The organism is Micromonospora sp. CPCC 205558, from assembly GCF_036902955.1.
Classification (GTDB): Bacteria; Actinomycetota; Actinomycetes; order Mycobacteriales; family Micromonosporaceae; genus Micromonospora.
In genome coordinates, this window is the sequence record NZ_JBAKHR010000036.1 from 59,823 (window position 1) to 68,081 (window position 8,259).

Sequence of the window (8,259 nt, forward strand, 5' to 3'; positions counted from 1 at the left end):
GGGAACGTTGATCAACGGCCGGTATGAACTCGACGACTTGCCCATCGGCCGTGGTGGCATGGGCGAGGTGTGGCTCGGCCACGACACCAAACTCGACCGGCAGGTCGCGGTCAAGTTCATCCGCTTTCCCGACGGTGAGCCAGACAAGGACTACATCCGTCGGTTCGTCCGCGAGTCACGGATCACCGCCCGCCTGGAACACCCCGGCGTCCCCGCCGTCTATGACGTCGGCACCCACGACGGTCGGCCCTACCTGGTCATGCAGCGCATCCACGGGATCAGCGTCGCCGATCTGGTGGCCGAGCAAGGTGCCCTGCCCATCGGTTGGGCCACTGCCATCGCCGCCCAGGTCTGCGCCGTGCTCACCATCGCCCACGAGGCGTCGCTCGTGCACCGCGACCTCAAGCCGAGTAACCTCATGCTGCAGCCAGACGGGGCCGTGAAGGTGCTCGACTTCGGTCTCGCCGCCGCACCTACCCTTCCGGACTTCTCGAGAATCACCGCCACCGGGCTTCCGCCCGGCACCCCGGCGTACATGGCACCCGAGCAGATCCAGACCAATATCAGTGGGCCAGCGACCGATCTCTACTCACTCGGCTGCACCCTGCACGAGATGCTCACCGGCGAGCGACTTTTCAGCGGGTCCACCTCGTTCGACGTCTGGAGTAAACAGGTCAGCCAACCACCGCCGCCGGTGCGCGCAGTCCGTCACGATGTGCCCGAGGCCGTGGAGGAGTTGCTCCTGCATCTGTTGCAGAAACAGCCCGAGGACCGACCCGACGGCGCCCACATCGTCTACGACCAGTTGCTGCCGTATGCCACTGGACTGGGTCCACTACCGGGGGTGCTGCACCCGCCCTCGACGACCAGCGCAACCCGGATGTACGGCACGGTGCTCAGCCGGGTGTTCACAACAGCCCCGCGAGTAACTTCGTCGCCTGCCCCGGCGTCACCACAGCCCGACCCGGCGTCGCTGTTGACGGCTCCACCATCCTCCAGGGCCGTTCAGCCCGCCGCGCCTCCACGGCCTCGTCAGGGTGCTCATTCCGACCGCGACGGGCTTGGCCAGGCGCGAGTGGAAGCAGCCCGACTCGCCCAGGAATCCCGCTACGGTCAAGCCGCAGAACTGCTGGCCGGAGCTGTCGCGCCAGCCGCGGAGGCGCTCGGCGACACCGACGACGATGTTCTTCGTGCTCGGCTTGAACTTGCGGACGCGCTCTTCGAGGAGGGGGATTACCGTCGGGCCGCGCCGACGTATGAGCAACTCGCCGACGATATTGCCCGCCGAGACGGCCGCCATGCTGATCGCGCCCTGAAATGCCGGCTCCGCGGGGCCACCTGCCGCGCTCTATTTGGTGATACCAGCCAGGCGCTGCGTCAGCTCGACGCGCTCCTCGGCGATGAGAGCGACGCCTACGGCCCGGACGACTCACGCACCCTGGACCTGCGTCGGCAGATCGGCCTGCTCCAACTTGGTGCAGGGCAGCGGCCAGCCGCTGAGGAGACTCTAGGTGACCTGTTGAAGGATCTGACCCGGTTGCACGGTGCCACCGACCCCAGTGCCGTCGAGGTCGCCGAGTTGCTCTCCGGGCTGCGGCGCTCCCGGTGATCGGGGCCATGAATCGTCAATTTCGACCATGGGATTACCCGAGCATCTCCGTGACGATGGCCTCAATCTTCGAGGTGGTGGGGTGCCGTGCGAGTTCGGCGCGGATTCGGCGGCGCAACGTCACAAAGCTCGTGCCCTCGGCGAGGCTGAGCCCGGCAACGGTCTGGTGTTGCGCACAGCCGAACTCCACGAGGCGTTGGTGCGTCGGGTTCGCGTCGTCGTACCGGGGAATGGGCAGATCCCACACGTACTTGTCAATGTCGCGCTCATCTTTGCCGTAGGACATCATCGGTCGGGCAAGCTCCGTCAACACCGTGCTGTTCAGGATCGCGGACAGGAAGAGGCCCTCTTCCCGGGTCGCGATTGGGACCCAGTAGAGCTTGTGGTCGATGATCGCGGATGGTTCGTCGACGATCGCCGCGGCGACGTGCATGCCCGACTTGCCGTAGACCAGACGTAGCGGTGGCGCAGGCAATTGAGTGGTGAGCTTGTGTCGGAAGTCGAGCTGCTCGACCAAGGTGAGACGGGCGCTGTTGCGGTGCGTCTCCCAGACAGCCTCGGCCCGCCGCCACCACTCGGCGAGGCCGAAGTAGTAGTCGATTCGCGATCCGGGACCTGTCATCAGCGTGTCGCCGTCAAGTGGGAGGACTGCTTCCTTCGCCGGCAGGATCCGGTACGGCACCAGGCTCTCGCCGAGCAGCACCCGCCGGATGAACTCGGCCTCCACGACCCCTTCGAGAGCGGGCAACTCCTTCCACGGTGCCTTTTCCAGGTTGCTGCGTGCGGAGCGTACGGAGCGACGACCGGCTCCGAGGCCGAGCCGCCCGCCGGAATCCGTCTCGACGAAGAAGAGGATCCGGGGGAAGATCGTCGCGCCGTTGCGAACGTGTGGCTTGTACGGTGACTCGGCGAGGGACTCCCGCCCCAGGGGTACGTGTTCCCGGCGGATGGACGGCGCGGTCTGCTTCCAACTCCTGGCATCGACGCCGAGGCGCCCTGTCCATTGCTCGGTGGTCGATGGAAGGCTGCGCGGGTTGTGCGTTGCTGCCTTGTTTCCGAAGACGACGGCAGCCCCCCGCGGAAAGGGGTGGGGGCGCAGGCGACGCAGGTCCCAGGAGCCGGTGAAGGCAACCGTCGTCGGCTCAATTTCGTCTTTGTACCACCCGCTGCGGAAGCCCTCGTAGTGCTTGCCGTCGAGTGCGGCGTTGGGCAGGACGAAGGCGAACGCGCCATCATCGCGCAGATATTGCTGGATGGCTCTGGCCACGAAGAGACCGGAGAGGTCCTGCTGGGTAGCGAATTGACCGCCGCGCCACAGCCCTCGGTCCTTCGAGAGTCGCTTGAACATTTCCTGCATGCCAGCGGGCATGTGCCGGTACGAAAGCCACGGCGGGTTTCCGATCAGGACGTCCACTCGGTTGTCGTCAATGGCCAGCCAGACCGGTCGGGCCAGGTTACGCAGGTAGTAGCTCCAGATGTGGTCGCGTCCCTCGTCGTGCAACCGGCACATCGCCTCGAAGGTGCTGAGGATCATCGGCTGATCGTCGGGCCCGATCTTCATCCGATGGAAGAACGCGGTCAGCGACGGCGGGCCGTTCCCCTCTCTCGGTTTCGCCGCAATGGTGGCGAGCCCCGCGACAATCTGGTCGAACCGGCTCGGCTCGTTGAGCAGTTCCTTCGGGAAGCGGAGCCACTCTTCGACCTCACTCGTGTTGCAACCTGCGCTGATCCGTACGTGCTCCTCGGTGAAGAGGTCGCGTCGTTCCCGCCACTGCATACTGTCGCCGAGGTAGACAGGGATGGTGATGGCGCCGCGCTGATCGGTCAGCCGCTCGTGGCCGATGGCGAGCAGATAGGTCACCCGTGCGAGCGCCACGGCGACCGGGTGTAGGTCAACGCCAATCACATGCTTGGTGAGCTGCGTCAACGCGGTGTCGAGCGGAACGGCCGCCGCCTCGGCCGCAGCGAGATAACGCCGTACGGCGTGGAAAAGGAAGGTGCCGGAGCCACAGGCGGGGTCCAGCACCCGTTGCCGCAGCGGATCAGTGACGACAGTGTCGACGAGATGCTCGGCGAGCCAGTCCGGGGTGTAGTACTCGCCCATCCGCTTGCGCGTCTCGGCGCCAATCATCGACTCGTAGAGCACCTTCAGGATGTCGTGGTCGGCCTGGAGCCAATCGAACCGGGCAAGCCGCCGAGTGAGCCCCTGAACGAATTCGCGACCACCGGGCACCTCCGTGGTCCAGCCGAAGAAGTCGTGCTCGACCACGCCGAGGATGCGGGCCTGGTCGAACCGTTGCCCGGTGATGAGGTCCTGCGGCTGCAGATCCATGGCGTCGATGCCGACGACCAGGTGCGCGATGATGTGCGCGCTGTTCATCAGCAGGGTGTGCTCGACGAAGAGGTCCGGATCGTCGACGAACTGCGTGCCGAGGGCGCTGTCTAACAACCCCGCCCAGAGCTGCCGTTTCAGCTGCACGGTCGGCACCTGCGCGTGTTCTTCGTAGAGCGCGGCGAGTGCGGCACGATCCAGCTTGTGCGACGTGCTCGCCGCGCCGAGTCGGCGGGCAACCTCGGCGGGTGCTGGCCGGACCCGTTGACTCGTTGCCAGCACGCCCTCAAGCCAGTAGAAGAGGGCCAACCCGTCGGGGCGAGTGGCAGCCAACGAGTGGGTGTCGATGAGGCTCAGTGAGTCGCCGGTTAGCTGGTACGCACGCCAGGTGGCCCCGTCGGTGAGGATGCCGACGTAACGTTGACTGCTTTCGTGGCTCCGCGAGCGGACGTAGCCGCCGAGCTGCCGCTCGGCCTCCTGCAGCGGACGTCCGTTCTGGAGCCGACGCTTGACCTCGATGACCGTGTAGCCCGCCTCGATGTCGATACGTCTGCCACCGCCGGCCGGAGACTCGAGGTCAACGTCGAGGTGTGCCTCACCGAGACCGAAGTCGCCGGCCAGCAGGAGTTGTCGAATGTCGGCCTGCAGGGTTGCTTCGCTGCGGGCGGCCCGGCGATCGGCGATTCGCGCCAACAACGGCTGCAACGAAGGGGGAAGGCCGTCGGGCGCGGCCACTTCCGGTCGAGGCGGTTTCTGGCGGCTGCGGTTGTCATCTGGCGTACCGTCCGAGCAAGCCATGTACCAGTGTGGATCTGACGACTCCTCGGATTCAACAAAACTGTGAATCGCTGTCAGATTACGGACAGCTACGGTTTGTGATGGGATTCAGGTGGGCCTGGAAACCGATAGCGTGGCAGGTAGGGTCGCATCCGCGCGCCGACCGATCACGCAGGAGGCCCTGACCGTGCCGCAGCTCGCCCTGGCCAACACCTTCTGGCAGAGCTACGACGTTCTGGCAAAGCCGGTCAAGGCCGGCGTACGCAAGGCGATGGAGAAGTTCCAGCTGCTCACCATCGCCGAGCTGCACGCCGACAAAGGCCTGCACCTGGAGTCGGTGAACAACGCCCGCGATCCGCGGATGCGGACCATCCGGGTTACCGACTTCTGGCGCGGGGTGGTGTTGGCGCCGGACGACGGCAGCGACACCTTTCTCCTGCTCAACGTCGTGCCGCACGACGACGCCTACAGCTGGGCCGCGAAGCGGCTCTACACGGTCAACAGAGCGACCCGGGCGCTGGAGGTCCGCAACGTTGTTGCGATCGAACAGCTCACCCCGGCGCTGGAGGAGGAGGCGGCGGCGGCTCCGACGCTGTTGTTCGCCCGTTACTCCAACACGGTGCTGCGCGACCTCGGTATCGACGACCAGGTGCTGCGTGCCGTTCGTACGATCATCGACAAGGCGCAGCTGGACGCGTTCGGGACGCTGCTGCCCGAAGACCAGTTCGAGGTGCTGCAGTACCTTGCCGAGGGCTTCACGCCGGACGAGGTCTACCGCGACGTGGTGGCCGAGCGCCGGCCGGCGGACGCGACGCCGGAGCCGAGCGAGAGCCTGGCGGTGGCGATCTCCAACACCGCCAACCGCATCACCCTGGTGACCCGGCCGGATGAACTCGCCGAGATCCTCGACAAGCCCTTCGCCGCCTGGCGGGTCTTCCTCCATCCGTCGCAGCGCCGCGTCGCGTACCGGGTGTCGTACAACGGGCCGGCCCAGGTGACCGGCGGACCCGGCACGGGGAAGACGGTGGTGGCGCTGCACCGGGTCAAGCACCTGCTGTCGCGTACGCCCGATAGTCGGGTGCTGCTCACCACGTACACGAATGCCTTGGCCGCGGCGTTGCGGGAGAACCTGTCCCTACTTCTCGTTGACGAGGAGCAACTGGCGCGGGTGGAGGTGACCACGGTGAACGCCTTCGCGAACCGCACAGTCCGGGCGCTCGCCGGGCAGGTGCCGACCCCGATCGGCGATGTCGACGAACGGCAGATTTGGCGGAGGGTGTGCCGAAGGCTGACCCTGCCGTGGACCGAGCAGTTCCTGGCGCAGGAGTTCCGCCACGTCATCCTGGCCCACGACGTGCAGAGCCGGGAGGAGTACCGGGCGGCCAGCCGGCGCGGTCGAGGGTCGGCGCTGGGGCCGCGGCAGCGCGACCGCGTGTGGGACGCCGTGGAGATGTTCCAGAAGGAGGTGTCGGCCGCCGGTACCAGCACTCACCTGCAGATCTGCGCGCGGGCCGCACAACTGCTCGACGGTGCCGACCGCACCATCCATGGGTACGACCACGTCGTGGTCGACGAGGCCCAAGACCTGCATCCCGCACAGTGGCGGGTCCTGCGCGCCGCGGTGGCCTCCGGCCCGGATGACCTCTTCATCACCGGCGACCCGCACCAGCGGATCTATGACTCCCGGGTCTCGCTGGGCGCGCTCGGCATCTCCGTCACCGGTCGCAGCAGCCGGCTGCGGGTCAACTACCGCAGCACGGAGGAGATCCTCGCCTGGTCCACCGGAGTGCTTGTCGGCTCGCGGATCGAGGACCTCGGCGGCGACGGTGATGACACCCTCGCCGGTTACCGGTCGCTGTTGCACGGCAAGCGACCCCAAGCCGCCGGGTATCCGACCAGCCAGGCCGAGGTCGCGGCACTCGTGGAGCGGGTGGGGGAGTGGTTGAAGCAGGGCGTGGCGGCCAACGAAATCGCTGTCTGCGCCCGCTTCAACCTGACGCTGAACGCGGTGCGCGACGCGCTGGCCGATGCCGGGATTCCGGCCGCGCTCGTCCGGGACCAGCCGGGCGTGGACGTGGACGGAGTGCGACTCGCCACCATGCACGCTATGAAGGGGCTGGAGTTTCGCTGTGTCGCGATGGTGGGCGTCACTGCTCGGGCGGTGCCGTTCGCCAAGGAGATTACGCCAGCTGAAGTGGACCAGCTGCAGCACGACAACGACCTGCTCCGGGAGCGTTGTCTGATGTTCGTTGCTAGCACCCGGGCCAGGGAGGTCTTATACGTGTCTTGGAGCGGGACGCCGAGCCCGTTCCTGCCGTTCGTCTCGGATACGGCGTCGTCACCGCTGCGGTAGGCCCGTTGTCAGCCGAGCGGCGGCGTTGCCGTACGAGTGTCACCAACCCTCGGCGTTGGTCTCGGCGGCCAGCGCAGTGAGGACGCCCGGCGGCGCGTGAGCATCAATCCCGTTGGATTCTGCCTCGCCAGGAAACTACGCTTCTGGTCATCCGGACCACCCCCGACAGCGCAATTTTCAGGCACAGTTAATCGCCATGCTGTCGGGGGTGGAATGGTGTGGGTGAGGGCTCAACTCGTAAGGAATCTGGGTCAGGCCCGCAGCCAGCCAGCGCGATGTTGTCTGCGAAGCCGGGATGAATTGCCAGACGCAGCCGCAGATTACAACGAGATGATGACCGGCTGGATCTGGACGTTCTTGGTCAGCTGCTGCGGCGAGGGCACTGGCGTGCTGATGTTGACAGACGTGTTGTAGCCGTAGATGACGACTCCGTCGAGGTGGTTCGCGCCCGGCCAATTGGATTCCAGGCGGACTGCCATTTGAGTGGGGAAGTTGGTCACCTCTTCGGCGCACGACCGGATCAGGACGACGCTCGGGGTGGCGGTCAGGTGGGTGGCCAGCATTCTCGCCAACTTCTTGTACGTCCAGCCCCAGTCCTTCGCGCCGGCCTCGGCGTCGCCGATCTCCTCGTCGTTGCCGTGCGCGCGGATGCACAGTGGCTCGCCCGCCTGCACCCCGGCCAGGTAGGTGGCCAGCTGCCGATCCGCCTCGGCCTGCGTGAGCCCGGCGTCGATGGGTAGGAGGGCACCCCACGCATCCGCGCCCGATTCGGGAGCCTCGGAATGACCTCGTGTCTTTGGATCCTGCGTCGCCACGATGAACATGACATTCTCCCTTGGACTCGCCGTCTGTTTCAGAAGAACCGCCGAAGGCAGATTAGCGCGACGGCCGCAGGATCACCCTGTCGGCTATCCGGCTCACAATGACTTCCGTCGTTGGTGGGAGAATTGTTGATGGTCGATCACGGGGCCGGACTACTTCAAGGACAGTCATCGGAGCGCAATTCCCAGAAGCGCGATTGGCGCACGGCTCTACCGGTGAGTCGTCTACGTACTGCCCTGACGTATCACTTCCCTAAGGGACGTCTCGTAACTGGGTGAAGGCGTTGCTCGGGGCCCGGCCGGTGGTCAGCCGGCGAGGATGATGTTGTGGAGGTTGGCGATGCCGGAAGCGGCATCGGCCAATGTA

At 66.2% G+C, this 8,259-nt stretch carries 4 protein-coding genes; 2 read left to right on the forward strand and 2 right to left on the reverse strand.

Annotated elements, in window-relative coordinates:
* The first annotated feature begins 7 nt into the window (after positions 1–7).
* Positions 8–1,609: a serine/threonine-protein kinase gene (locus V6U86_RS29330; protein ID WP_334508919.1), complete on the forward strand. Its 1,602-nt coding sequence runs from the start codon at positions 8–10 to the stop codon at positions 1,607–1,609.
* A 34-nt stretch (positions 1,610–1,643) separates the two neighbouring features.
* Here the strand turns inward: V6U86_RS29330 and V6U86_RS29335 are convergent, their stop codons facing one another.
* Complete coding sequence (locus V6U86_RS29335; protein WP_334508921.1) at positions 1,644–4,637, reverse strand: N-6 DNA methylase; 2,994 nt, start codon at positions 4,635–4,637, stop codon at positions 1,644–1,646.
* Positions 4,638–4,905: 268 nt separating this feature from the next.
* On the opposite strand from V6U86_RS29335, the gene V6U86_RS29340 reads away from it, so the two are divergent.
* On the forward strand, positions 4,906–7,071 hold the full coding sequence (locus tag V6U86_RS29340; protein ID WP_334508923.1) for a UvrD-helicase domain-containing protein: 2,166 nt from the start codon (positions 4,906–4,908) through the stop codon (positions 7,069–7,071).
* Positions 7,072–7,391: 320 nt separating this feature from the next.
* On the opposite strand, the gene V6U86_RS29345 is transcribed toward V6U86_RS29340, so the two are convergent.
* Complete coding sequence (locus V6U86_RS29345) at positions 7,392–7,895, reverse strand: hypothetical protein (RefSeq protein ID WP_334508925.1); 504 nt, start codon at positions 7,893–7,895, stop codon at positions 7,392–7,394.
* Positions 7,896–8,259: the final 364 nt, after the last annotated feature.